The following is a 20481-nucleotide window of genomic DNA, read 5'->3' as shown; positions in this document are numbered from 1 at the left end:
GGGACAAAGACCTCAATTGGCACTTTGAAGCGTTCAGCCAACCAACGGACCTGCCGCAGGTTGAGCTGACGTTTGCCACTCAGAATTTCCGATACAACCGATTGAGATCCAACACCCGGAAGATCGCTCTGGGTCAGGCGGTGTTCACGCATCATGTAGCCGAGCATTTCTGCACCGCTAGGCACCGGCATCGGGTGATGCGTGCGATCCCATTCCTCTATCCAGTCACCAATGATGTCCACCAAGCTCATCAATGGGTGAGATTCATCGTGACCAGTAATGTCGAGTAACTCGTCCACTGCTCGCACCAGCAGGTCGTAATCGTCCTCGTTTTTCGGCTTACGCAACAACGGGGCTACGAACGCCCAATGTTCCGCAGCTTTTTTGACCAAAACACTCATGCGCTCCACTCCTTCCATTTGCCGCGATCGTATTCGCGGTGATCCAAAACATGCCTTATGTACAGCTTTTGAGATCGATATCTGACAAATGCGATGAGCCGCAACTTATTACCACCGATGTCGAAAACGTGAAAATCACCAACGACGTCGACCGCAGGAAACAAATCCCTCATCTCAGCGAAATCCAATGGGTTGCTTTCTTTAGCAAGCTGAAACCAGTAATCCAATGCTTTGGCTGCCATAGGCCATTTAGACTTGGCCTCTCGTATTCGTTTTCCAGTAATGACATGCATGCAACATCCTTATCGCATTCTGCTATGGGGAGTTAATCACAGATCAAAATTATCGCAAGTTGCGATATGACCGAGCAGACCAACGGGTCTCGACCGATCCATCTCAGCCTAGGCTCACAGCCAAACACTGCACGATTGAAAATATGAGCAAACGTCTCCAACTAGGAGATATCAGCTTTCCACTGGATCCCGATCATGACCGACCCACTCCTCATCCCCTGCCCCTCCTGCAACGGCCTCAACCGCATCCCCGCCGAGCGCCTCAACGACCATCCGAAGTGCGGGCGCTGCAAGTCCGACGTGCTGTTGAACAAACCGTTCGAGCTCAAGCAAGGCGATTACGCCAGTCAGATCAAGGGTGATCTGCCATTGCTGGTGGACGTGTGGGCGGACTGGTGCGGGCCGTGCAAGTCGTTTGCGCCGGTGTTCGAGCAGGCGGCTGCGCAGTTGGCGGGCAAGTGCCGGCTGGCCAAGCTGGACAGCGAGGCCAATCAGCAGTTGTCGGCGCAGTTGGGGATTCGTTCGATTCCGAGCCTGATTCTGTTCAGGAATGGCCGGGAAGTGGCCCGTCAGAGCGGGGCATTCCCGTTGCCGCAGTTGATGGCATGGCTGCGCAGCCAGGGCATCTGACAAGGTTTCAGGCGTCTTCGAGCAGGTTGTGCAGCTCGACGAACTGCTGCGTCAGCTTGTGCCGTGGATCGAGGTGGATCAGCGGCGTGTTGGCCTGATGCGACTCGCGCATGCGCACTGAACTGGCGAGGTAGACCGGCAGTACCGGCAGGCCCTCGGCGATCAGTTCGTCGAGGATCTGCTGCGGCAGGCTGGCCCGGGCCTGGAACTGATTGACCACAATGCCTTCGACTTCCAGACCTTCGTTGTGGTCTTCCTTCAACTCGTCGATCTCGGCGATCAGACCGTAGAGGGCCTGACGGGAGAAGCTGTCGCAGTCGAAGGGAATCAATACCCGATCGGCGGCGATCAGTGCCGAGACCGCATAGAAATTCAGCGCCGGCGGCGTATCCAGATAGATCCGGTCGTAATCTTCCGACAGCTCGTCGAGTAGCTTTCGCAGCTTGTTGATCTTGTGTTTGGCCTCGAGTTTGGGCTGCAAGTCGGCCAGTTCGGCGGTGGCGGTGATGATGTGCAGGTTGTCGAACGGCGTTTCGTAGATATCCGCCTGATTCTTTTTCGAGAACGGTCCGGAAGACAGGGTCTGCTTGAAGAAGTCGGCAATGCCCATCGGAATGTCATCACCCGTGAGCCCGGTCAGATACTGAGTGGAGTTGGCCTGGGCATCGAGGTCGACCAACAGCGTGCGATAACCCTCGCTGGCGCTCACCGCCGCCAGATTGCAGGCAATGCTGGATTTGCCCACGCCACCTTTCTGATTGAACACCACGCGCCGCATGACAAAACCTCCGTGTATCAAAGAATGACCGAGTGTAGTGGTGCCCGGTGCCGGTTCGCTACCTCGATGGACACGGACTACAGCGTCAGGCGCCAATATCCCAATGAATAGGGCGCAAAGACACCCGCTGATCGCCGATTCGCCCGACAGACAGACACCTGACAATCTGGATAATGGCCAAGTGACAGTTTTTGCTGCGTACCATTCGGTCCATTTCACTGCGCAAAATGTAACCAGCATTTGCTACACACTCGTCGCACCGGGATAATGCGCGCCACCCGGCGCCACGCGCCATGCCACTTCCGGCTAAATCAGCTCAGCGGCGACGTTGGCGAAACCGCGTCAAATCAGCCCGCAGGGGCGGGATAAATGTCCGTGATCAACTTCAACATCGCCCAATGGCGTGCCTGGGCTCCCGGGCTCGACAGTGTGGAAGCCTGGCAAGCCTGGAGCCGACAACCGGTCGTGCTCGAAGGCAGCGATGCCGCACCCGATGTGTCGTTTCTGCCGGCCATGCAGCGCCGTCGCCTCAGTCGTCTGGCGCGGATGGCGTTCAGTGTCGGCTGGCCGCTGGCCGAAGGTCTGGAAAACCTGCCGCTGGTGTTTGTCTCCCGGCACGGCGAAACCCCGCGCACCTTTGAAATTCTCAGCGATCTGGCCAACGAACAGCCGCTGTCACCCACCCAGTTCAGCCTGTCGGTGCACAACGCGATCATCGGCCTGTGGTCGATCATGCGTGGCGAAACCAGCGAAATGACCGCCCTCGCCGCCGCCGGCGACGGCCTCGAACACGGCATGCTGGAAGCCGCCACGTTACTGAACGAGGGTGCCCCGGCGGTGCTGCTGGTGATCACCGAGGAACAACCGCCCGAAGCCTACTCGACGTGGATCGACGACGTTCCGTTTCCCTATGCCGTCGGGCTGTTGCTCACCCCCGGTACCGACTGGCGGCTGACCCTGAACAGCGCCCCGCAAGCACTGTCCAAGACGCAGTGGCCCCATGCGCTGAATCTGCTGCGAACCCTGCTCGGTCAGCAATCCCATTGCCAACATGCCTGGAAGACTCGTCTATGGACCTGGCAACGCAACCCGTAATCGGGAAAACCCGCGACGCCTACTATTGGCGTCTGCTGGCCACCGCCACCAGCTTCGCCCTGTTCGGGCTCGGTGGCCTGTGCCTGCGCCTGCTGGTATTTCCATTGCTTGGCTGTCTGCCGGGCGATGCCCGGGTGCATCGCGAGCGGGCACGCCAGACCGTCAGCCGGCTGTTCTGGTTTTTCGTCCGGTTCATGGCCCGTACCGGTGTGCTGACCTACGACATCCAGGGCGCCGAACGTCTCGGCCGTCCGGGACAGATGATCATTGCCAACCACCCGTCGCTGATCGATGTGGTGTTCCTGATCGGCCTGGTGCGCCGGGCCAATTGCGTGGTGAAGAAAAGCCTGTGGGAAAACCCCTTCACCCGTGGCCCGCTGCGCAGTACCGAATACATCAGCAACGACGGCAGCATGGACATGCTCGACGCCGCCGCCGGCGCGCTGCAAAGCGGTCAGACCCTGATCATTTTCCCCGAAGGCACCCGCACCCAGCCGGGTCAGGCGCCGGCCTTTCATCGGGGGGCGGCTGCCATCGCGCTGCGCGGTGCGAAAATCGTCACCCCGGTGGTGATCAAGGTCAGTCCGACCACCCTGACCAAGGCCGAGCCCTGGTATCGCATTCCCAGTCGCCGCGTGCACTTCAGTTTTCGCGTCGGGGCCGATATAGACCCACAGACTTTTGCCGCGCAGGGGCCCGCGCCACAGGCTTCGCGCAAGCTCAACGACTATTTGCACCAATTTTTTATCAAGGAGCTCGCCGAAGATGAGCGATCTAAACCGTGACATCAAAGAGCTGATCATCGACGCCCTGGGCCTCGAAGACATCAGCGCAGAGGACATCGGCGACGACCAGACGCTGTTCGGCGAAGGCCTGGGCCTGGATTCCGTCGACGCACTGGAACTCGGCCTGGCGATCCAGAAAAAGTACGGCATCAAGATCGACGCCGATGCCAAGGACACCCGTAACCATTTCTCCAACGTGGCGAGCCTTGCGGCGTTCGTCACGGCAAAACAGGCAGCTTGAGACCGGACCATGCAAACTCGTGACGACATCTTCAACACCCTGCGCGATGCCCTGGTCGAGCTGTTCGAACTGGACCCGGCCCGCGTGAGCCTGGAATCCAACCTGTATCAGGATCTGGAAATCGACAGCATCGACGCCGTCGACCTGATCGATCACATCAAACGCCAGACCGGCAAGAAAATCGCCGCCGAGGAATTCAAGTCGGTGCGCACCGTCAGCGACGTGGTCGAGGCGGTCTACCGTCTGGTTCAACCGGCCGCATGAGCCGACTGATCGGCCTCGGCCTGCTGCTGGCAGGCCTGTTGTATCCCTTTGCGGTGTATTTCGGCATGGAGCATTTCGCACCATGGCAGTTCGGCCTGCTGCTGGGCGGTCTGTGGCTGGCCCGGGCGCTGACCGGCGAACGCAAGCCCGGCAGCCTGTGGATGGCCTGCGTGGCGATCGTGTTCTGCCTGCTGCTGGCGGTGTTCGACAGCCCTTTGCTGTTGCGTTGGTATCCGGTGCTGATCAGCGGCTTCATGCTGGTGCTGTTCAGCCTGAGCCTGAAATACGGCCCGCCGATGGTCGAGCGTCTGGCTCGCCTGCGTGAACCGCAACTGCCGCCCAAGGCGATTCGTTACACCCGCCAGGTCACCGTGGCCTGGAGCGTGTTTTTCTTTTGCAACGGTTTGTGCGCCGCCCTGCTGACACTGTGGGCGCCACTGAACTGGTGGATGTTGTACACCGGCCTGATCTCCTATGGATTGATCGGCCTGATGTTTGCCATTGAATGGCTGATACGACAACGGGTAAGAGGTCGCCCATGAACTGGATAAAACTTGAGCAGCTGTTGCTCAAGGCCCTGCCGGCGCGTGTTGTCACGAGCGAACCGGCACTCAATCACGCACAACTGCACGAACAGGCCCTGAGTCTGGCCGCCGGTCTGCAAGCCCGCGGCGTGCAACGTCTGGCGGTGCATCTGGAAGATGCCGCCGACCTGGCCGCTGCCCTGCTCGGCGCCTGGCGCGCCGGCGTCAGCGTATTGCTGCCCTCGGATCTGCAAGCGCAGACCCGCCAGCGCTGGTCGAACGACGTCGATCTGTGGCTGACCGATCAGGCCGATGACGCCCGCCTGAGCGATCTGCTGCAACCGGCCCTGCCCGCTGCCGAACTGGATCTCGACCAGTGCCGTCTGAGCCTGTGCACCTCCGGCTCCAGTGGCGAGCCCAAGCGCATCGACAAATCCCTGCGCCAACTGGCCAACGAAGTCGAAGCCCTCGAACAGCTTTGGGGCGCGGATCTCGGCGAAGCCTGCATCCTTGGCAGCGTCGCCACCCAGCACATCTACGGTTTGCTGTTCCGCGTGCTGTGGCCGTTGTGCGCCGGGCGTCCGTTCCTGCGCAAGCAACTGGCCTTCCCGGAAGACCTGCAACGCGCCAGCCGCGAGCACCCGGCCTTTTCCTGGGTCGCCAGCCCGGCGCTGCTCAAACGCATGGGCGACAACCTCGACTGGCCGGCCCTGAGCGCCGTGCGTCGGGTGTTTTCGTCCGGTGGCGCGCTGCCGGCAGACGCCGCGCACAGCCTGCAACAACGCTTGGGGAAATGGCCGACAGAAATTCTCGGCAGCTCGGAAACCGGCGGCATCGCCTGGCGTCAGGGCGAATCGTTGTGGCAGCCGTTTGCCGGCGTCGAGTTGAGCCAGGACAGCGACGGCGCCTTGCTGATCGCTTCGCCTTATCTGCCCGCCGGGCATATCGAGCACACCGCCGATGCGGCGCGCATTCAGGCCGATGGCCGCTTTGAATTGCTCGGGCGACTCGACCGGATCGTCAAACTCGAAGAAAAACGTATTTCCCTGCCGATGCTTGAACAGGCGCTGGTGGCCCACGACTGGGTCGCCGAAGCGCGTCTGGGCGTGGTGCAGGAAAACCGCGCGTCCCTCGGCGCCCTGCTGGTGCTCAGCGAATCGGGCCTGTTTGCCCTGCGCGAACACGGCCGGCGCAGCCTGACCGAAACCCTGCGCCGTCATCTCGGCGACCATTGCGAAGCCCTGGCCCTGCCCCGCCGCTGGCGTCTGCTACGACAGTTGCCGCTGACCTCACAGGGCAAATTGCCTCAAGCCGACGTCGAAGCCTTGCTGCTGGCACCACGGCCAAAGGCGCCGGAGATACTGGAGCAGGCTGAAACCGAGGGCGAATGGAATCTGCAATTGAGCGTTCCGCCGGACCTGGCCTACTTCAGCGGCCACTTCCCCAAGGCCCCGGTACTGCCGGGCGTGGTGCAGGTCGAATGGGCGCTGAACCTGGGTCGGCAACTGCTGAACCTGCCCGGCGACTTCGCCGGCATGGAAGTGCTGAAATTCCAGCAACTGGTACGCCCTGGCGATGAAATCCAGTTGCACCTGCGCTTCGACCCGGAGCGCGGCAAGTTGTATTTCGCCTATCGCAACGACACGGCCACCTGCTCCAGCGGGCGGATTCTGCTGGGAGTTGGCGATGCATAATCCTTGCGCAGTGATCCCGGTCTACAACCACGAAACCGCCATCGGCACGGTGGTCGACGCCCTGCTCGCCGAGGATCTGCCGTGCATTCTGGTGGACGATGCCAGCAGCAAATCCTGCGCGGCGGTGCTGGACGCACTGGCCGAGCGCGAGCGGGTTTATCTGGTGCGCCTCACCGTCAATCAAGGCAAGGGCGGCGCGGTGATGACCGGCCTGCGTGAAGCGGCGCGGCTCGGCTTCAGCCATGCCTTGCAGGTCGACGCCGACGGTCAGCACGATTTGCAGGATGTCGCGCGTTTCATCGAAGAATCCCGCGCTCATCCCAAGTCGCTGATTTGCGGCTATCCGCTGTACGACGCCAGCGTGCCCAAAGGCCGTTTGTATGCGCGATACCTGACCCATGTGATGGTATGGATCAACACCTTGTCGCTGCAGATTCGCGATTCGATGTGCGGCTTCCGGGTGTATCCACTGGAACCGACGCTGGGCGTGATCGACTCGGCGCGGATCGGCAAGCGCATGGATTTCGACTCGGACATTCTGGTGCGCCTGGCGTGGCGCAATCAGCCGATGCGCTGGTTGCAGACCAGCGTGCATTACCCGCTGGACGGCGTGTCGCACTTTCGCCTGTTCCACGACAACGTGCTGATCTCCAGCATGCACACGCGCCTGTTCTTCGGCATGTTGCTGCGCCTGCCCGCGATCCTCTGGCGACGGTGGCGCGCATGACGGTCGAGACCGACAAGAAGCACTGGGCCGACCGCGAAGAGCGCGGCAGCTTCCTGCTGATGAAATTTACCGCGTTCGCCGCCAAGGTCCTTGGCCGGCGCCTGCTGAGTCCGTTGCTGTACGGCATCGTTCTGTACTTTTTCCTGTTCGGCCGCACCGCCCGGCGCAGTGCCTGGCAGTATCAGCAACGTCTCGCCGACTGGAGCGGTCGCCACGAACTGCGTCCGACCCGGTGGCGGGTGTTCCGCCAGTTCATGGCATTCGCCGATTCGCTGCTCGATAAGCTCGACGTGTGGAACGGCAAGCTGAAGATCGAGCAGATCGAAATCATCGACCCGGCGCTGTTGCGCAATCAATTGCGCGGCAGTCGCGGGCAAATGCTGGTGGGCGCGCATCTGGGCAACCTCGAGGTGTGCCGCGCGCTCGCGGAGCTGGGCGAAAAGGTCACGATGAACGTGCTGGTGCACACCAAGCACGCCGAGCAATTCAATCGCCTGCTGGGCGAAGCCGGAGCGACCAACCTGCGGCTGATTCAGGTCAGCGAACTGGACCCGGTGATCATGCTGCAACTGCACGAACGGCTGGAGCGCGGCGAGTGGCTTGCGATTGCCGGCGACCGCGTGCCGCTGCATGGCGGACGCAGCGTGACCGTGGACTTTCTCGGCCACCCGGCACCGTTCCCGCAAGGGCCGTGGCTGCTGGCCGGCCTGCTGAAATGCCCGGTCAATCTGCTGATGTGCCTTAAACAGCCCGACGGCCACTATCGCCTGACCCTCGAACCCTTCGCCGACGCCGTGGTGTGGTCACGTCGCGAGCGCGAACAGGTCATTCATCAGTGGGCCACTCGCTATGCGCAACGCCTGAGTCACTATTGCCTCGAAGCACCGTGCCAATGGTTCAACTTTTACCCATTCTGGAAAACCGATGACAACGCCAACTCCTGAGCCGGTCACCTTCGGCGAACGCCCTTTGCGCATCGAAGACGTGCTGGCCCTGGCCAACCGTCAGGCGCCCGTGCAGTTGCAGAGCGACGCGCCTTATCGCGAACGCATCGCCAAGGGCGCGCGGTTCCTCGATTCGCTGCTGGACAAGGAAGGCGTGATCTATGGCGTGACCACCGGTTACGGCGATTCCTGCGTGGTCGCGGTACCGCTGCATCACGTCGAGGCACTGCCGCGTCATCTCTACACCTTCCACGGTTGCGGGCTGGGCAAGCTGCTCGATGCCCAGGCCACCCGCGCAGTGCTGGCGGCGCGTTTGCAGTCGCTGTGCCACGGCGTGTCCGGTGTGCGCATCGAGTTATTGGAGCGCCTGCATGCCTTCCTTGAACACGACATTTTGCCGCTGATCCCCGAAGAAGGTTCGGTGGGCGCCAGCGGTGATTTAACGCCACTGTCCTACGTCGCCGCGACCCTGTCCGGCGAGCGCGAAGTGATGTTCCGTGGCGAACGCCGCCAGGCGGCCGACGTACACCGCGAACTGGGCTGGACACCGTTGGTGCTGCGCCCGAAAGAAGCGCTGGCATTGATGAACGGCACTGCCGTGATGACCGGTCTGGCGTGCCTGGCTTACGCCCGCGCCGACTACCTGCTGCAACTGGCCACCCGCATCACCGCGTTGAACGTGGTGGCGCTGCAGGGCAATCCGGAACACTTCGACGAGCGTCTGTTCGCCGCCAAGCCGCACCCGGGGCAGATGCAGGTCGCCGCGTGGCTGCGCAAGGATCTTGCGATCGACGCACCGACCGCGCCGCTGCACCGCTTGCAGGATCGCTACTCGCTGCGCTGCGCACCGCACGTGCTCGGCGTGCTGGCCGACAGCCTGAACTGGTTGCGCTCGTTCATCGAAACCGAGCTGAACAGCGCCAACGACAACCCGATCATCGACGCCGAAGCCGAGCGCGTGCTGCACGGCGGACACTTCTACGGCGGACACATTGCATTCGCCATGGACAGCCTGAAAAACCTCGTGGCCAACGTCGCCGACCTGCTCGACCGACAGCTCGCGCTGCTGGTGGACGAGCGTTACAACCACGGTTTGCCGAGCAACCTGTCTGGCGCCAGCGCCGACCGCGCGATGCTCAACCACGGTTTCAAGGCCGTACAGATCGGTGCCAGCGCGTGGACCGCCGAAGCGCTGAAAAACACCATGCCGGCCAGCGTTTTCTCGCGCTCCACCGAGTGCCACAACCAGGACAAGGTGAGCATGGGCACCATCGCCGCCCGCGACGCCATCCGCGTGCTGGAACTGACCGAACAGGTCGCCGCCGCCACGCTGCTGGCGGCCAATCAGGGCGTATGGCTGCGTGGTCGCGATGAAGACGCGCGTCCGCTGCCACCGTCGCTGGCCGCCATGCACGAACAACTGGCCCGGGACTTCCCGCCAGTGATCGAAGATCGCGCCCTGGAAGGCGAACTGCGCCTGTGTCTGCAACGCATCGCCGAACAACACTGGAGGCTGCATGCGTAGTGCCGGAGTGCTTCACGCCGATACGGAAATCCTCGTGCCGTTCTTTGACGTCGACACCATGCACGTCGTTTGGCACGGCCATTACGTGAAATACCTGGAAGTGGCGCGTTGCGCACTGCTCGACAAGATCGGCCACAACTACAACCAGATGGTCGACTCGGGCTATGCCTGGCCGGTGATCGACCTGCAACTGCGCTACGTGCGCGGCGCGGTGTTCGGTCAACGGCTGAACGTGCGCGCCAGTCTGGTGGAGTGGGAAAACCGCCTGAAGATTCACTACCTGATCACCGACGCCCAGACCGGCGAACGCCTGACCCGCGCAAGCTCCGTGCAGGTCGCCGTCGAAGTGAGCAGCCGCGAGATGCAACTGGCCTCGCCGAAAGTCTTCACCGATGCCGTGGAAAGGATGCTGCGATGAATGTGCTGTTGAAATCCCTTGGGGCCCTGGCGCTGCTGACGTTGTCGTCGCTGGCCAACGCCTTCGACCTGCAACAGTTGAGCGATCAACTGGCGAAACCGGACGTGATTCACGGCCAGTTCATCCAGGAGAAGCACCTTCGCGCCCTGCCCCAGCCGCTGATCAGCAAGGGCAGTTTTGTCCTCGCCAAAAACCACGGTCTGCTGTGGTTGCTGAAAACCCCGCTGCAGCAGGATTACCGCATCAGCGCCAAGGGTATCGCCCGTCGTGACGTCAGCGGTTGGCAACTGTTGCCCGGCAAGAGCACCGGCGCCGAACAGAACCGCTTGTTCCTCGCCGTGCTGCAAGGCGACAGCAGCGGTTTGCAACGGGATTTCGAACTGGCCCTGAGCGGCGATGCGCAGAAATGGCAACTGACCCTGACCCCGCGCTCGGTGCTGCTCAAGCAAGTGTTCAATCAGATCAACATCAGCGGCGACGCGTTGGTGAACACCATCGAACTGCTGGAAACCCAGGGCGACAGCACCGTGCTGCGCATGCAGGACAGCACTGCCGGCCAACCTCTGAGCGACGCGGAGCAACATGACTTTGCCGAGTGAACGCAGGCTGCCCTGGCTGTTCCTGATCCTGCTGCTGGCCGTCGTCGCACTGGGCGCCTGGCAGTGGCGCGACGGTGCGCCGCTGTCGGCCAACCTGATGGAACTGGTGCCCGGCACCCACCCGGACGCTCTCGAGCTGCGCGCCGAACAACGCATGCAGGAACCGCTCAACCGCGACATGCTGGTGCTGGTCGGTCACGCCGATCGCCAGCAAGCCGTCGCCATGGCCCAGACTCTCGGCGAGCAATGGCAGGCCAGCGGGCTGTTCGAAAAGGTCCAGTGGAACCTGCAAGCCGACCTGCCGGCCCTGCGCACGCAACTGCTGCAAGGGCGACTGGCGATGCTTTCGGCGGATGACCGGCAACTGCTGACCGAACATCCCGACGCCTTCATCCAGCAACGGGTGCAGGCGCTGTTCGACCCGTTCACCGGGTTCAGCCTGGTGCCGAGCCAGGACGACTGGCTGGGCCTGACCGGACGCATCCAGAACAGCCAGCCGCAACATGGCGCGGTGCAACTGGACATCGGCAGCGGCGCGTTGATCGCCGACGCCGACGGCAAAAGCTGGGTGCTGCTGCGCGCACGCACCACCGGCAGCGCCTTCGATATGAATCAGCCGCTGCAAGTCGCCGCCCTGTTGCAACACAGCCGTGAGCAAGCGGCTCGCGCCGACGTGCAATTGCTGGCCGCCAGCGGTTTGCTGTACGCCGCCAACGGCCAGCAACAGGCGACCCGGGAAATGACCTGGGTCGGCGGCGGCGCCACGATCGGTATCCTGTTGCTGTTGCTGCTCGCCTTCCGCCGCTGGCGGGTGCTGCTGGCGTTCATTCCGGTGCTGGTCGGCATGCTGTTCGGTGCGGTGGCCTGCGTGGCGCTGTTCGGGCACATGCACGTGATGACGCTGGTGCTCGGCTCCAGCCTGATCGGCGTGGCGGTGGATTACCCGCTGCACTACCTGTCCAAGAGCTGGAGCCTCAAGCCGTGGCACAGTTGGCCGGCGTTGCGCCTGACCCTGTCCGGGCTGACGTTGAGCCTGACCACCAGCGCCATCGGTTACCTGGCGCTGGCCTGGACGCCTTTCCCGGCCCTGACCCAGATCGCGGTTTTCTCCGCCGCCGGTTTGCTCGGCGCCTACCTGTCGGCGGTGTGCCTGTTGCCGGCGCTGTTGAAAAACGTCGAACTGCGCCCGGCGCAATGGCCGCTGCAACTGGCCGAGCGTCTGGTGCGACTGCGGGAAACCCTGCTCGAGCACGTCAGAACGCCGGTGTTGCTGGCCCTGCTGATCGCCTTCTGCGTCGGCGGCCTGCTGCAACTGGAGAGCAAAAACGACATCCGCCAGTGGGTCGGCGCGCCGCAACGTCTGACCGATGAGGCACAGACCATCGCGCGGATTACCGGCTATCAGCCAACCAGCCAGTTCTTCCTGGTGCGCGCCGCCGATCAGCAGCAATTGCTGGAACGGCAAGCGGCCCTGAGCGAGCGGCTTGATCAACTGGTCAACCTCGACAAACTGCAGGGTTATCTGGCGCTCAATCAACTGGTCAGCCCGCCGGCTCAGCAGCAACAAGTGCGTGAGGCGCTGAGCAAGTTGCCGCAGTTCTGGCAGCCGTTGCTGGAGGTCGGCGTGCCGCTGGCGGCGCTGCAAACCGAACTGCAACAGTTGCAGACCCTGCCCGCCGAAGACATTGATGCAGCGCTGGCCGGCCCGCTCGGGGAGCCCTACCGCACCTTGTGGCTGGGACCGACCGAGGATGGAGTGGCGGCGATGGTCAGCTTGCAAGGCTTGAATAATCCGTCGCTGCTGCGGGTGCAGGCGCTGGACCTGCCCGGCGTGATGCTGGTGGATCGGCTCGGTGATCTGAACAAGGTATTCGCGCAAACTCAGATCAGCGCCGCTGAACTGAAACTCGCCTCCTGCGTGTTGATCGTGCTGGTGCTGATGCTGCCGTTCGGTCTCGGTGGCGCCCTGCGGATCGTCGCCCTGCCGCTGCTTGCTGCGCTGTGCAGCCTCGCCAGCCTGGGCTGGCTCGGTCAGCCGCTGACCCTGTTCAGCCTGTTCGGCCTGCTGCTGGTAACGGCGATCAGCGTCGACTACGCAATCCTCATGCGCGAGCAGGTTGGCGGTGCGGCCGTCAGCCTGCTCGGCACCTTGCTCGCGGCCGCCACCACCTGGCTGTCGTTCGGCCTGCTGGCGGTGTCGAGCACACCGGCGGTGAGTAACTTCGGCCTGTCGGTCAGCCTCGGACTGGCGTTCAGCTTCATGCTCGCGCCGTGGGCCGGGCGTCAGGCACATGCGGTTGCCGTCACGGAGCCTTCAGCATGATGGTGATGATTTTCTGGCTGATGGCCCTGGCGCTGTTCTTCGTCGCCACTCGGGTCGGCCGGCATTTCGGGCTGATCCCGATCGTCAGCCAATTGCTGCTGGCCAGCTTCGGCCTGCCGCTGCTGATGTACTTCTGGATCGAACCGGGCTGGCAACTCAACGGCGCCGAACTGATCGCGCCGGGCTGGCTGAAAAACCTCTACAGCCTGAGCTTCGCCCTCTTGCTGGGGCACATCCTCAGCGATGTGATCGACCTGCGCCTGGACCGCCAGAGCGTGAAGATCGCCCTGCCGAGTTTCGCCGTGCCGTTCACCTGCGGCCTGGCGACGGCGTACTGGCTGTTGCCGACGCAACCGTGGATCAACTCGCTGGCCATCGGTCTGGTGTTCGCCATCACCGCGATCCCGGTGTTGTACCTGTACCTGCGCCACATCGACTATCCGCCCGCCGCCACCCGGCGTCTGGTGCAGACCGCGATCCTCATCGACCTGACCTGCTGGACCCTGTTCGGCCTCGCTCAGGGCAGTCTGCACCTGAGCAGTCTGTTGCTGCCGCTGGGGATGGCCTGCGTGCCAGTGCTGCTGCGGGTGTTCGGCATCCGCCGGCCGTTGACCTACAGCCTCGGATTTTTTGCGCTGCTGGTGCTGGCCGAACACTACAAACTCAACGCACTGATTTTCGGCATCGGCTATCTGCTGTGCATGGCCGCGCTCAAGGTGCCGCTGGTGTTGCCGCTGCCGGCGCACTGGATGAACCGCTGGCAGACCTGGGTCGCGATTCCGCTGATCCTCACGTTCGGCATCGTCCAGATCGACGTGCACAGCGCCCTCGCCAGCCTCGGCGCCGTGCAATGGGCGGCGCTGCTGCTGTTGCCGGTCGTCAGCAAAATCGTGGGCAACTGGCTCGGTCTCGGCTGGGCCGGCGCGTCGTTCGCAGGCGCCAGCCGCTGGCGCGAAAGCGTGCTGCTGAACATTCGCGGCTTGAGCGAAATCGTCTTTCTCAACCTGCTGTTGCAACAACAGCTCATCAGCCCGGCGCTGTACTTTGCGCTGATGCTGATGGGGCTGATCGCGACGCTGCTGCCGGCCTTCATCGGCCTGCACCGGGCGTCACTGAACCCTATTGCCGTACCCAGGAGCTCGCGTGCCAATCGTTGAAATGGAATCCCGTCAGGTCGTGATCATCGGCGCCGGCCCCTCCGGCGCCATTGCCGCCGCATTGCTCAAGCGCAAGGGACATGACGTGCTGGTGATCGAGCGCCAGCATTTCCCGAGGTTCTCCATCGGTGAAAGCCTGCTCTGCCATTGCCTGGATTTCGTCGAAGAAGCCGGCATGCTCGAGGCGGTGAATGCCGCCGGGTTCCAGCGCAAGAACGGCGCGGCATTCGCCTGGGGCGAGCGCTACAGCGCCTTCGATTTTGGTGACACCTTCACCGCCGGCAAGCCCACGACCCTGCAGGTGCAACGCGCCGACTTCGACAAGTTGCTGGCCGATCAGGCGGCGTTGCAGGGCGCAGAAATCCGCTACGGCGACGCGATTGTCAGCGTCGACTTCGAACGACCGCGACCGCAGCTGGATGTGCGTCGCGAAGACGGCAGCGAGTACCGCGTCGAAGCCGACTTTGTCCTCGATGCCAGCGGCTACGGCCGCGTGCTGTCGCGCCTGCTCGAACTGGAAGCGCCATCGAACTTCCCGGTTCGCCAGGCTGTCTTCACCCACGTTGAAGACCACATCGATCACCCCGGTTTCGACCGTGAAAAAATCCTCATCACCACCCACCCGCAGCACCGCGATATCTGGTTCTGGTCAATCCCGTTCAGCAACGGGCGCTGCTCCGTCGGCGTGGTGGCTGCCGCTGAACATTTCGCAGGTCGCGATACCGACCTCGACGCCTGCCTGCGCGGTTTCATCGCCGAAACCCCGAGCCTGGCCAAAGTGCTGAACAACGCCGTGTGGGATACACCGGCGCGCACCCTCGGCGGCTATGCGGCCAACGTCAAAACCCTGCACGGTCCGGGCTTCGCGCTGCTGGGCAACGCGGCCGAATTTCTCGACCCGGTGTTCTCCTCCGGCGTGACCATTGCCATGCGTTCGGCGAGCATGGCCGCCGCTGTGCTGCACCGACAGTTGCAGGGCGAATCGGTGGACTGGCAGCGGGAGTTCGCAGAGCCGCTGAAACGCGGGGTCGACACTTTCCGCTGCTACGTCGAAGGCTGGTACGCCGGCACTTTCCAGGACGTGATTTTCCACGAGCAAGGCTCTCCGGAAATCCGCCGCATGATCTGCTCGATCCTCGCCGGCTACGCCTGGGACGAACGCAACCCGTTCGTCAGTGAAGCGCGCCGTCGGTTGAAGACGATCTCCGAACTCTGTGCAAGGGACGACACATGAATTACCTGAGCGACAACTACGTCGAGGAAACCCGTTTCGGCTTCTGGTTCCTGCGCAGCCACACCTGGCAGCACCATGTGTTGCGCGTGGCGATCAACGATTTGCGCGGGCTGTTCAGCGAATCGTTGCCGGCCAGTCCGGTGCTGCTGGATGCCGGCTGCGGCCAGGGCAAGTCGTTCGGCCATCTGCGCCAAACCTTCGCGCCACAGCGCCTGATCGGCGTCGATGCCGACCCGCACAGCCTGGAACTGAGCGCCGCCGAGGCCGCGCGTCAGGGCTTCGACGTCGAGCTGATCGGCAGCGACTGCGCGACGCTCAATGTGCCGGATGCCAGCGTCGATCTGCTGTTCTGTCACCAGACCTTCCATCATCTGGTGGAACAGGAAAAGGCCCTGGCCGAGTTCTATCGGGTGCTCAAGCCGGGCGGTTATCTGCTGTTCGCCGAGTCCACCGAGGCTTACATTGATACGTGGGTGATTCGCTGGCTGTTCCGGCATCCGATGCACGTGCAAAAGAGCGCGGCGCAGTACCTGGAGATGATTCGCCAGCAGGGTTTCGAGTTCGCCGAACAGAACGTTTCATACCCGTATTTGTGGTGGAGCCGGTCGAAAGATTTCGGTCTGCTCGAACGTTTTGGCCTGCGCCAGCCCAAGCCTTTTGGCCAGCGGGAAGAAACCCTGGTCAACGTAGTGGCCCGCAAACCCTTGAACGAGGCTGTCTGATGTTGCGTGTTCTGCTGCTCGCCTGCGTCTTGCTGCTCAGCGCCTGCGCCAGCCAGGCGCCGCTGCCGGCCGGCAACCCGAGCCTGCCGCTGCCGATGCAACTGCATATCGAGCGTCACCTGGCCGGGCAACAGCAAGACTGGTTGCTGGTGATCCAGCGCGAAGGGCCCGGCATCCGCTGGTCGATGATGGATCCGCTGGGCATTCCCCAGGCGCGTCAGCAGTTGATCGACGGACACTGGCAGGCCGACGGCCTGCTGCCGCCCAACCCGGAAGCCCGGGAGTTGTTCGCCGCGCTGCTGTTCGCCCTGACCCCGGCGGGCGAGCTGTCGCGCAACTACCCCGACGCGCAGCAACAGGACGGCCAACGTTCCCTGCCGGCGCGCTGGGACATCCGTTACACCCGATCCTTGAGCTTCGAATTGAACCTGCCACAAGGCCCGCACTATCGCGTAACGCCACTCGGTGAACCGACGTCATGACCGCCTACCTCAATGCCCTCGGCGTGATCTGCGCCCTGGGGCGCGACAAGCAAGCCGTGGCACGCAACCTGTTTGCCGGCGACTGCTCGGGCATGCGCCGCGAGTCCGGCTGGGTGCCGGAGCGCGAACTGCCGGTGGCCGCCGTACACGGTGATCTGGCGCCGATTCCTGAGGCGCTGGCGGACCAGCGCAGCCGCAACAATCAACTGTTACTGGAAGCCGCGTTGCAGATTCGCGATGACATCGAGCAGGCGATCCAGACTTACGGGCGCGAGCGCATCGGCGTGGTGCTCGGCACCAGCACTTCGGGCATCGACGAGGCCAGCCGTGGCCTGGCGCACTACATTCGCGACCACCAGTTCCCGGCCGATTACGACTACCGGCAACAGGAACTCGGCGCCCCGGCGAATTTCCTCGCCGACTGGCTGCAACTGAGCGGCCCGACCTATGTGATTTCCACCGCCTGCACCTCCAGCGCACGCGCGCTGATGAGCGCCCGACGCCTGCTTGATCTGGGCCTGTGCGACGCGGTGCTGTGCGGCGGTGTCGACAGCCTGTGCAAACTGACCCTCAACGGTTTCAGTGCGCTGGAAGCCGTGTCGGACGAGCGCTGCAATCCGTTTTCCGCCAACCGCAACGGCATCAACATCGGCGAAGCGGCGGTGCTGTTCGTGATGAGCAAAGCACGCGGCACAGGGCCGGGCATCGCCCTGCTCGGCGCTGGCGCAAGCTCCGATGCACACCACATTTCCGCACCGGAACCGAGCGGCCGTGGCGCGCTGCAATCGATGCAGAAGGCGCTCGACCAAGCCCACCTGCAAGCCGGCGACATCAGCTACCTGAACCTGCACGGCACCGCGACCCAGCACAACGATGCCATGGAAAGCCTGGCCGTCGCCGCGCTGTTTGCCGAGGGCGTGCCGTGTTCCTCGACCAAACCGATGACCGGCCACACCCTCGGCGCCGCCGGCGCACTGGAAGCGGCGTTCTGCTGGTTGAGCCTGAGTGCCGACAACCCTGACCACGCCTTGCCGCCGCACATCTGGGATGGCCAGTCGGATCCGGACCTTCCACCGCTCAAGTGGGTGACCGCAAGCGAACGCCTGGCGTCCATTGCACCCCGCTACCTGATGAGCAACTCGTTTGCCTTCGGTGGCAATAACGTCAGCCTGATTATCGGAGACGCCCCATGACCCACTGGCCGCTCGCCGAATTGCTGCCCCACGCTGGCGACATGATCCTGATCGACCGGATCCTGAGCTTTGACGACGAACAGATCCACACCACCCTCACCGTCCGGCCCGGCGGCCTGTTCAGCCTGCCCGACGGCAGCCTGCCGGCCTGGGTCGGCGTCGAGTTGATGGCACAAAGCGTCGCCGCGTTCGCCGGCTGCCATGCGCGGCAGAACGACAACCCGGTGGAGCTGGGCTTTCTGCTCGGCACACGCAAGTTCGAATGCAACGTTGCGGCCTTTCCGGTCGGCAGCGAACTGACCATCCATGGCCTGCGCTCGCTGGAAGACGACAACGGCATGGGCGTATTCGAATGCCATATCACCGCGCCCGGCATCGAGGCGAGCGCCCGGCTGAACGTATTCCGCCCGCCCCACGCGGCGGACTATCTAGAGCAATCCCGCAACGAAACAAACAAGGAGTCGAACGATGACTGAATCAATACTGGTCACCGGCTCCAGCCGTGGCATCGGCCGCGCCATTGCCCTGCGTCTGGCCAGTGCCGGCCACGATATCGTCCTGCATTGCCGCAGCGGCCTGAGCGACGCGCAAGCGGTGAAAGCCGAAGTCGAAGCGCTCGGCCGCAACGCGCGCATCCTGCAATTCGACGTGGCGGATCGCGAAACCTGCAAAACCATCCTCGAAGCCGACGTTGAAGCCCACGGCGCGTACTACGGCGTGGTGCTCAATGCCGGCCTGACCCGCGACGGCGCCTTTCCGGCCTTGAGCGACGATGACTGGGACGTGGTGCTGCGCACCAACCTCGACGGTTTCTACAACGTTCTGCACCCGGTGATGATGCCGATGATCCGCCGCCGCGCCGCTGGTCGCATCGTTTGCATCACCTCGGTTTCGGGGCTGATCGGCAACCGTGGCCAGGTCAATTACAGCGCGTCGAAAGCGGGCGTGATCGGCGCCGCAAAAGCCTTGGCGATCGAACTGGCCAAGCGCAAGATCACGGTCAACTGCGTTGCGCCGGGCCTGATCGATACGGCGATGCTGGATGAAAACGTGCCGGTGGAAGAACTGATGAAAATGATCCCCGCACAACGCATGGGCACGCCTGAAGAGGTGGCCGGTGCGGTGAATTTCCTGATGTCGGCGGAAGCGTCGTACATCACCCGCCAGGTGCTGGCGGTCAACGGAGGCTTGTGCTGATGAAGCGCGTCGTCGTCACCGGCATGGCCGGCATTACCTCGCTGGGCAGCGACTGGGATACCATCGCCGGCAATTTCGCCGCCAACCGCAGCGGCATCCGCCGGATGGACGAGTGGGATCGCTTCAGCGAGCTCAACACCCGGCTGGCCGGGCCTATCGACGATTTCCAGGTGCCGGCGCACTGGACCCGCAAACAGCTGCGCAGCATGGGCCGTGTTTCTCGGCTGGCTGTCGGCGCGGCTGAAAAAGCGTTGGCTGATGCCGGCCTGCTCGGCGACGAGTCGATCAAGGACGGGCGCATGGGCGTGGCCTGTGGTTCGTCCACCGGCAGCACCGACGAGATCAAGGCGTTCGGCAACATGCTGCTCAACTCGGTGGCCGAAGGCCTCAACGCCAACTCCTACGTGCGGATGATGCCGCACACCACGGCGGCGAACATCAGCATCTTCTTCGGCCTCACCGGTCGTTTGATCCCGACCTCCAGCGCCTGCACCAGCGGCAGCCAGGGCATCGGTTATGCCTACGAGGCGATCAAGTTCGGACGCCTGCCGCTGATGCTCGCCGGCGGCGCCGAAGAGCTGTGCCCGACTGAAGCCATGGTGTTCGACGCGCTGTACGCCACCAGCCTGAAAAACGATGCACCGCACACCTCCCCACGTCCGTACGACAAGGGCCGCGACGGTCTGGTGATCGGCGAGGGCGGCGGCATGCTGGTGCTTGAAGAGCTGGAACATGCCCTGGCACGCGGTGCGCACATTCACGCCGAGATCGTCGGCTTCGGCAGCAACGCCGACGGCCAGCACACCACCCGCCCCGAACAAGTCACCATGCGCCGGGCGATGGAACTGGCGCTGGAAGACGCAGGCCTTGCGCCGGATGCCATCGGCTACGTCAACGGCCACGGCACCGCCACCGAACAGGGCGATGTCGCCGAAACCCTGGCCACCAGTGCCCTGTTCGGCGAACGCATGCCGATCAGTTCGCAAAAGAGCTTCCTGGGCCACACCCTCGGCGCCTGCGGGGCGCTGGAATCGTGGTTCAGCATCGAGATGCTCAACCGCGACCTGTACGTGCACACGCTCAACCTCGACGAGGTCGATCCGCACTGCGGCAAGCTCGACTACCTGCGCGGCGAGTTCCGGCAGATGAGCCACGAATACGTGATGAACAACAACTTTGCTTTCGGCGGGGTCAACACCTCGCTGATTTTCCGTCGCTGGCCACAACCGAATTAATCCAGGTCAAGGAGACCTCC

Annotated in this window: 23 protein-coding genes and 1 pseudogene; 21 read left to right on the top strand and 3 right to left on the bottom strand. The window is 63.2% G+C overall.

What is annotated here, in order from left to right:
* Window positions 1-2: 2 nt before the first annotated feature.
* Window positions 3-401: pseudogene (locus tag IHQ43_RS02350) on the bottom strand (helix-turn-helix domain-containing protein); the annotation flags it as partial.
* A complete protein-coding gene (locus IHQ43_RS02345) occupies window positions 398-694 on the bottom strand; it encodes a type II toxin-antitoxin system HigB family toxin (RefSeq protein ID WP_192563237.1) in 297 nt (98 codons plus the stop codon). The gene IHQ43_RS02345 and the pseudogene IHQ43_RS02350, both read right to left, overlap by 4 nt.
* Window positions 695-889: 195 nt before the next feature.
* Here IHQ43_RS02345 and trxC point away from each other — a divergent pair, with 195 nt between their 5' ends.
* Window positions 890-1324: a thioredoxin TrxC gene (gene trxC / locus IHQ43_RS02340; protein ID WP_192563236.1), complete on the top strand. Its 435-nt coding sequence runs from the start codon at window positions 890-892 to the stop codon at window positions 1322-1324.
* 7 nt (window positions 1325-1331) lie between these two features.
* Here the strand turns inward: trxC and IHQ43_RS02335 are convergent, their stop codons facing one another.
* Window positions 1332-2102, bottom strand: coding sequence for a ParA family protein (locus IHQ43_RS02335; RefSeq protein WP_007952339.1), 771 nt, complete (start codon window positions 2100-2102; stop codon window positions 1332-1334).
* Between the two features lie 369 nt (window positions 2103-2471).
* On the opposite strand from IHQ43_RS02335, the gene IHQ43_RS02330 reads away from it, so the two are divergent.
* Genes IHQ43_RS02330 through IHQ43_RS02235 form a run of 20 tightly spaced genes read left to right on the top strand, consistent with a single transcriptional unit; the run spans window position 2472 to window position 20461 of the window.
* Entirely contained in the window at window positions 2472-3197 is a 726-nt protein-coding gene (locus tag IHQ43_RS02330) for a beta-ketoacyl synthase chain length factor (protein WP_192563235.1), read from the top strand.
* Window positions 3173-3982, top strand: a complete 810-nt coding sequence (locus IHQ43_RS02325; protein ID WP_192563234.1) for a lysophospholipid acyltransferase family protein — start codon at window positions 3173-3175, stop codon at window positions 3980-3982. Before IHQ43_RS02330 ends, IHQ43_RS02325 begins: the two co-directional genes overlap by 25 nt.
* Window positions 3963-4223, top strand: a complete 261-nt coding sequence (locus tag IHQ43_RS02320; protein WP_007952344.1) for a phosphopantetheine-binding protein — start codon at window positions 3963-3965, stop codon at window positions 4221-4223. Before IHQ43_RS02325 ends, IHQ43_RS02320 begins: the two co-directional genes overlap by 20 nt.
* A 9-nt stretch (window positions 4224-4232) precedes the next feature.
* Complete coding sequence (locus tag IHQ43_RS02315) at window positions 4233-4487, top strand: acyl carrier protein (RefSeq protein ID WP_007947135.1); 255 nt, start codon at window positions 4233-4235, stop codon at window positions 4485-4487.
* The gene (locus tag IHQ43_RS02310) at window positions 4484-5029 is read left to right on the top strand and encodes a COG4648 family protein (protein WP_007952346.1); all 546 of its coding nucleotides are present in this window, start codon (window positions 4484-4486) and stop codon (window positions 5027-5029) included. Before IHQ43_RS02315 ends, IHQ43_RS02310 begins: the two co-directional genes overlap by 4 nt.
* Window positions 5026-6705 carry an acyl-CoA synthetase family protein gene (locus tag IHQ43_RS02305; RefSeq protein ID WP_192563233.1) on the top strand — a complete coding sequence of 560 codons (1680 nt, stop codon included), beginning with the start codon at window positions 5026-5028 and terminating at the stop codon, window positions 6703-6705. Before IHQ43_RS02310 ends, IHQ43_RS02305 begins: the two co-directional genes overlap by 4 nt.
* On the top strand, window positions 6698-7432 hold the full coding sequence (locus tag IHQ43_RS02300; RefSeq protein ID WP_192563232.1) for a glycosyltransferase family 2 protein: 735 nt from the start codon (window positions 6698-6700) through the stop codon (window positions 7430-7432). Before IHQ43_RS02305 ends, IHQ43_RS02300 begins: the two co-directional genes overlap by 8 nt.
* Window positions 7429-8376, top strand: coding sequence for an LpxL/LpxP family acyltransferase (locus IHQ43_RS02295; protein WP_039766474.1), 948 nt, complete (start codon window positions 7429-7431; stop codon window positions 8374-8376). The genes IHQ43_RS02300 and IHQ43_RS02295 overlap by 4 nt, the downstream gene beginning before the upstream one ends.
* The gene (locus IHQ43_RS02290; RefSeq protein ID WP_074689588.1) at window positions 8357-9901 is read left to right on the top strand and encodes an HAL/PAL/TAL family ammonia-lyase; all 1545 of its coding nucleotides are present in this window, start codon (window positions 8357-8359) and stop codon (window positions 9899-9901) included. Before IHQ43_RS02295 ends, IHQ43_RS02290 begins: the two co-directional genes overlap by 20 nt.
* On the top strand, window positions 9894-10319 hold the full coding sequence (locus IHQ43_RS02285; protein ID WP_011332100.1) for an acyl-CoA thioesterase: 426 nt from the start codon (window positions 9894-9896) through the stop codon (window positions 10317-10319). Before IHQ43_RS02290 ends, IHQ43_RS02285 begins: the two co-directional genes overlap by 8 nt.
* Entirely contained in the window at window positions 10316-10918 is a 603-nt protein-coding gene (locus tag IHQ43_RS02280) for an outer membrane lipoprotein carrier protein LolA (protein ID WP_192563231.1), read from the top strand. Before IHQ43_RS02285 ends, IHQ43_RS02280 begins: the two co-directional genes overlap by 4 nt.
* Complete coding sequence (locus IHQ43_RS02275) at window positions 10902-13241, top strand: MMPL family transporter (RefSeq protein ID WP_192563230.1); 2340 nt, start codon at window positions 10902-10904, stop codon at window positions 13239-13241. Before IHQ43_RS02280 ends, IHQ43_RS02275 begins: the two co-directional genes overlap by 17 nt.
* Window positions 13238-14398, top strand: a complete 1161-nt coding sequence (locus IHQ43_RS02270; RefSeq protein WP_192563229.1) for a cation:proton antiporter — start codon at window positions 13238-13240, stop codon at window positions 14396-14398. The genes IHQ43_RS02275 and IHQ43_RS02270 overlap by 4 nt, the downstream gene beginning before the upstream one ends.
* Window positions 14385-15632: an NAD(P)/FAD-dependent oxidoreductase gene (locus tag IHQ43_RS02265; protein ID WP_192563228.1), complete on the top strand. Its 1248-nt coding sequence runs from the start codon at window positions 14385-14387 to the stop codon at window positions 15630-15632. The genes IHQ43_RS02270 and IHQ43_RS02265 overlap by 14 nt, the downstream gene beginning before the upstream one ends.
* Window positions 15629-16354 (top strand): class I SAM-dependent methyltransferase, encoded by a 726-nt coding sequence (locus IHQ43_RS02260; RefSeq protein WP_011332096.1) that lies wholly within the window; start codon window positions 15629-15631, stop codon window positions 16352-16354. Before IHQ43_RS02265 ends, IHQ43_RS02260 begins: the two co-directional genes overlap by 4 nt.
* Window positions 16354-16836, top strand: coding sequence for a hypothetical protein (locus IHQ43_RS02255; RefSeq protein WP_192563227.1), 483 nt, complete (start codon window positions 16354-16356; stop codon window positions 16834-16836). The genes IHQ43_RS02260 and IHQ43_RS02255 overlap by 1 nt, the downstream gene beginning before the upstream one ends.
* The gene (locus IHQ43_RS02250) at window positions 16833-18029 is read left to right on the top strand and encodes a beta-ketoacyl-[acyl-carrier-protein] synthase family protein (protein WP_192563226.1); all 1197 of its coding nucleotides are present in this window, start codon (window positions 16833-16835) and stop codon (window positions 18027-18029) included. The genes IHQ43_RS02255 and IHQ43_RS02250 overlap by 4 nt, the downstream gene beginning before the upstream one ends.
* On the top strand, window positions 18026-18505 hold the full coding sequence (locus IHQ43_RS02245; protein WP_192563225.1) for a hotdog family protein: 480 nt from the start codon (window positions 18026-18028) through the stop codon (window positions 18503-18505). Before IHQ43_RS02250 ends, IHQ43_RS02245 begins: the two co-directional genes overlap by 4 nt.
* A complete protein-coding gene (locus tag IHQ43_RS02240; protein WP_192563224.1) occupies window positions 18498-19226 on the top strand; it encodes a 3-ketoacyl-ACP reductase FabG2 in 729 nt (242 codons plus the stop codon). Before IHQ43_RS02245 ends, IHQ43_RS02240 begins: the two co-directional genes overlap by 8 nt.
* Window positions 19226-20461: a beta-ketoacyl-ACP synthase gene (locus IHQ43_RS02235; protein ID WP_192563223.1), complete on the top strand. Its 1236-nt coding sequence runs from the start codon at window positions 19226-19228 to the stop codon at window positions 20459-20461. The genes IHQ43_RS02240 and IHQ43_RS02235 overlap by 1 nt, the downstream gene beginning before the upstream one ends.
* Window positions 20462-20481: the final 20 nt, after the last annotated feature.

The sequence above is a fragment of the Pseudomonas gozinkensis genome (genome assembly GCF_014863585.1).
Classification (GTDB): domain Bacteria; phylum Pseudomonadota; class Gammaproteobacteria; order Pseudomonadales; family Pseudomonadaceae; genus Aquipseudomonas; species Aquipseudomonas gozinkensis.
This window is presented reverse-complemented; position numbering and strand designations above follow the sequence as displayed.

What these genes read in the sequence shown, in the direction of transcription:
- IHQ43_RS02345 (WP_192563237.1), bottom strand. Translation starts at nt 694, where the DNA reads ATGCATGTCATTACTGGAAAACGAATACGAGAGGCCAAGTCTAAATGG.
- trxC (WP_192563236.1), top strand. Translation starts at nt 890, where the DNA reads ATGACCGACCCACTCCTCATCCCCTGCCCCTCCTGCAACGGCCTCAAC.
- IHQ43_RS02335 (WP_007952339.1), bottom strand. Translation starts at nt 2,102, where the DNA reads ATGCGGCGCGTGGTGTTCAATCAGAAAGGTGGCGTGGGCAAATCCAGC.
- IHQ43_RS02330 (WP_192563235.1), top strand. Translation starts at nt 2,472, where the DNA reads ATGTCCGTGATCAACTTCAACATCGCCCAATGGCGTGCCTGGGCTCCC.
- IHQ43_RS02325 (WP_192563234.1), top strand. Translation starts at nt 3,173, where the DNA reads ATGGACCTGGCAACGCAACCCGTAATCGGGAAAACCCGCGACGCCTAC.
- IHQ43_RS02320 (WP_007952344.1), top strand. Translation starts at nt 3,963, where the DNA reads ATGAGCGATCTAAACCGTGACATCAAAGAGCTGATCATCGACGCCCTG.
- IHQ43_RS02315 (WP_007947135.1), top strand. Translation starts at nt 4,233, where the DNA reads ATGCAAACTCGTGACGACATCTTCAACACCCTGCGCGATGCCCTGGTC.
- IHQ43_RS02310 (WP_007952346.1), top strand. Translation starts at nt 4,484, where the DNA reads ATGAGCCGACTGATCGGCCTCGGCCTGCTGCTGGCAGGCCTGTTGTAT.
- IHQ43_RS02305 (WP_192563233.1), top strand. Translation starts at nt 5,026, where the DNA reads ATGAACTGGATAAAACTTGAGCAGCTGTTGCTCAAGGCCCTGCCGGCG.
- IHQ43_RS02300 (WP_192563232.1), top strand. Translation starts at nt 6,698, where the DNA reads ATGCATAATCCTTGCGCAGTGATCCCGGTCTACAACCACGAAACCGCC.
- IHQ43_RS02295 (WP_039766474.1), top strand. Translation starts at nt 7,429, where the DNA reads ATGACGGTCGAGACCGACAAGAAGCACTGGGCCGACCGCGAAGAGCGC.
- IHQ43_RS02290 (WP_074689588.1), top strand. Translation starts at nt 8,357, where the DNA reads ATGACAACGCCAACTCCTGAGCCGGTCACCTTCGGCGAACGCCCTTTG.
- IHQ43_RS02285 (WP_011332100.1), top strand. Translation starts at nt 9,894, where the DNA reads ATGCGTAGTGCCGGAGTGCTTCACGCCGATACGGAAATCCTCGTGCCG.
- IHQ43_RS02280 (WP_192563231.1), top strand. Translation starts at nt 10,316, where the DNA reads ATGAATGTGCTGTTGAAATCCCTTGGGGCCCTGGCGCTGCTGACGTTG.
- IHQ43_RS02275 (WP_192563230.1), top strand. Translation starts at nt 10,902, where the DNA reads ATGACTTTGCCGAGTGAACGCAGGCTGCCCTGGCTGTTCCTGATCCTG.
- IHQ43_RS02270 (WP_192563229.1), top strand. Translation starts at nt 13,238, where the DNA reads ATGATGGTGATGATTTTCTGGCTGATGGCCCTGGCGCTGTTCTTCGTC.
- IHQ43_RS02260 (WP_011332096.1), top strand. Translation starts at nt 15,629, where the DNA reads ATGAATTACCTGAGCGACAACTACGTCGAGGAAACCCGTTTCGGCTTC.
- IHQ43_RS02255 (WP_192563227.1), top strand. Translation starts at nt 16,354, where the DNA reads ATGTTGCGTGTTCTGCTGCTCGCCTGCGTCTTGCTGCTCAGCGCCTGC.
- IHQ43_RS02250 (WP_192563226.1), top strand. Translation starts at nt 16,833, where the DNA reads ATGACCGCCTACCTCAATGCCCTCGGCGTGATCTGCGCCCTGGGGCGC.
- IHQ43_RS02245 (WP_192563225.1), top strand. Translation starts at nt 18,026, where the DNA reads ATGACCCACTGGCCGCTCGCCGAATTGCTGCCCCACGCTGGCGACATG.
- IHQ43_RS02240 (WP_192563224.1), top strand. Translation starts at nt 18,498, where the DNA reads ATGACTGAATCAATACTGGTCACCGGCTCCAGCCGTGGCATCGGCCGC.
- IHQ43_RS02235 (WP_192563223.1), top strand. Translation starts at nt 19,226, where the DNA reads ATGAAGCGCGTCGTCGTCACCGGCATGGCCGGCATTACCTCGCTGGGC.